Origin of the sequence: Pantoea sp. UBA5923, assembly GCF_002431095.1 — a bacterium.
In the GTDB taxonomy this organism is placed as follows: Bacteria; Pseudomonadota; Gammaproteobacteria; order Enterobacterales; family Enterobacteriaceae; genus Pantoea; species Pantoea piersonii.
Genome location: NZ_DJDN01000014.1, coordinates 1 through 2,452 on the forward strand (window position 1 = coordinate 1; position 2,452 = coordinate 2,452).

The window sequence follows — 2,452 nt, forward strand, 5'->3', positions numbered from 1 at the left end:
AGCCCGCATTGTTGCCGACGGCGTTCCGGATGCCTACCGGATGCCGCCATACCGTAAACAGCTTTCCGACCAGGAGACGGCGGACGTGCTTAACTATATTCGATCCTCCTGGGGCAACGGCGGCGCGCAGACAACGGCAAAAGCGGTGGGAGAGATGCGTCAGCATACCGATCCTGCCAGCAGCAACGTTATTATTCTGCAAATGCGGTGAGGCTGGCTGATGCGCGCTGTTCAGACACCTGCGGCAGCGCGCATCAGTTATTTCCGTCCTGACTGTGACATTCGCGCCAGACGGACTAATTTTTATTGTCGGCCGCGCGCCGGTAAAGCGACACTATCTTCACCAACGTGCCAGACGTTAACAGGGCATCGTTGACTCTTTAACCGCCAGGACACACCCTGGCTTAATCGCAGCCGGAGAGATCGGGTCATGCACAACCTTGATATGCAGGTATTGAACGCAGGATTGCAGTGGGTTGAGACGCATGAGGTATGGCTCTGTACGGTACTCTCTACCTACGGTTCTTCGCCGCGTCCGCCCGGTGCGATGATGATCATCCGCAAAGAGGGGCATCACTGCGGTTCGCTTTCAGGCGGCTGCGTTGAAGAAAGTTTTATTGAGCGCATCAATCAGAACGCGTTCCCGGCGTCCAGCCAGGTGGTGCGTTACGGCGAAGGGGGCTTTGAACCGGACAGGGCGCTTCCCTGTGGCGGCGTGCTGGATATTCTTGTTGAAAAGCTGCCGCCCGGCGCAGCCAGCCGCGTCTATCTGCAAAAAATGTATGATGCGCTGGTCGCCGCTACGGCGGTTAAAAAGAAAATTATTTTGCCGCATCCCTGTCATGCGCTGGAGCCAGCCGCCTATACCAACAGCACGCTCACTTACCGCGATGGCGCGGCGATAACGCTGACGCTCTCTACCGCGCCCAGACTGGTAATTGGCGGACTTTCCAGCGTAGCGGTGTTTTGCGCGAATTTTGCCGTCGCGCTCGGCTTCGAAACTATTGTTTGCGAACACCGGGAAGAGGCGCTGCAGAATATGGCTGCTTCGCTGGATGCGAACGTCACGCTGATTAAGCAGTTTCCCGCTGTTTATCTGGAGCGGGAAGGTTGCCATGCCGGTACGGCGATCCTGTCGCTCACTCACGATCCGCGCATTGACGATCTCACCATGATGGAAGCGGTGAATTTGCCTGCGTTCTATATCGGCGCGATGGGATCGAAAAAGAACAGCCTCAGAAGAAAAGAGCGGCTGGGCCAGTATGGGGATGTCGCGCCTGAGCAGATAAGCCGCATTCACGCCCCGGTAGGGCTGGATATCGGCAGTAAAACGCCGTCGGAGATCGCGCTGTCCGTTCTGGCGGATATTGTGCGCTATAAAAACGGCTGCGTGGAGGCGACTGCGCCTTTAGCTGAGCAGACGTGGGAGCAGGGAAGTTTGATATGAGGATCGCCATTCTGGTTCTGGCTGCCGGATTCAGCCGCCGCTTCAGAGAGAGCGGCGGCGAACATAAGCTGCTGGCTTCGCTCAACGGCAAGCCGGTCTTGCAGCACACGCTGGAACATGCCGCTGCTACGGGGCTGGATCTCTTTGTGGTAACGCGGCCTGAAGAGACGGAAATAGCAGCGCTTATCAGTGCGGGACGCACCGTTATCTGCAACAGTCAGGGCACTGGCGACTCTATCGCAGCGGGCGTTAAAGCCAGCGCGGATTATGATGGCTGGCTGATTACGCTGGGCGATATGCCGTTTTTAACGGTTGAGAGTTTACTGGCCGTTGCTGATGCGCTGCGTCATGCGCCGCTGGTTCGCGCTGAAGTGAATGGCAAGCCCGGCCATCCGGTGGGATTTCAGCGCACGTTTTATCCTGCGCTTATTGCACTGTCAGGCGATACGGGCGCACGCGCTTTGCTACAGCGCGCGCCGTGTCAGGCAGTAAAACTCGCGGACCAGGGGTGCGTGCTGGATATTGATACCCGGTCAGATCTTCAGCGTTTTCTTCAAAAATCGGTGTAAAATTCCACTTTGATTTAGTCGCTAATGTTTGAAACCAATTGATTTAGTTCGGGAACCTGTACTATGGCCTTAAAACTAACAGGATATGAGCAGCAAGACATCTTCTAGGTAATTCATTTACTTAGAGGATTAATTATGGCTGTAAAAAGCAGGGCGCGCGACCGGCTTCCCGATGGTCGCATGAAATCTTATCGTCGTGTTGGTTCACGTTTTACCAGTTGTTCCAGATGGTTTGATAAATCTCCATCCTGGTATCGCAATATGATGATGACCCGGCCAGAGCGTCGTGAAGTAAAAAAGCTTCTTAATCAGGTCTTGCGTGGCCGTGATGCTGACGGTATCGCATTTCCTGTCAGCAACAAGCCGTTTGCTTGGTGGTGGTAAACATTTTTAGCCGCTAAAAAACACCGGGCAGTGACAAAACGTATTTTTGTTG

4 protein-coding genes are annotated in these 2,452 nt (G+C 54.8%); all 4 read left to right on the forward strand.

What is annotated here, in order from left to right; translation table 11 throughout:
* Positions 1-211 (forward strand): c-type cytochrome (locus B3797_RS03105; protein ID WP_414693024.1); only part of this gene is annotated, 211 nt, incomplete at its 5' end.
* A gap of 219 nt (positions 212-430) precedes the next feature.
* Positions 431-1,447: an XdhC family protein gene (locus tag B3797_RS03110; protein WP_311790347.1), complete on the forward strand. Its 1,017-nt coding sequence runs from the start codon at positions 431-433 to the stop codon at positions 1,445-1,447.
* Positions 1,444-2,016: a nucleotidyltransferase family protein gene (locus tag B3797_RS03115; protein ID WP_311790348.1), complete on the forward strand. Its 573-nt coding sequence runs from the start codon at positions 1,444-1,446 to the stop codon at positions 2,014-2,016. Before B3797_RS03110 ends, B3797_RS03115 begins: the two co-directional genes overlap by 4 nt.
* Before the next feature lie 135 nt (positions 2,017-2,151).
* Positions 2,152-2,400, forward strand: coding sequence for a hypothetical protein (locus B3797_RS03120; RefSeq protein ID WP_311790349.1), 249 nt, complete (start codon positions 2,152-2,154; stop codon positions 2,398-2,400).
* The last annotated feature ends 52 nt before the right edge of the window (positions 2,401-2,452 follow it).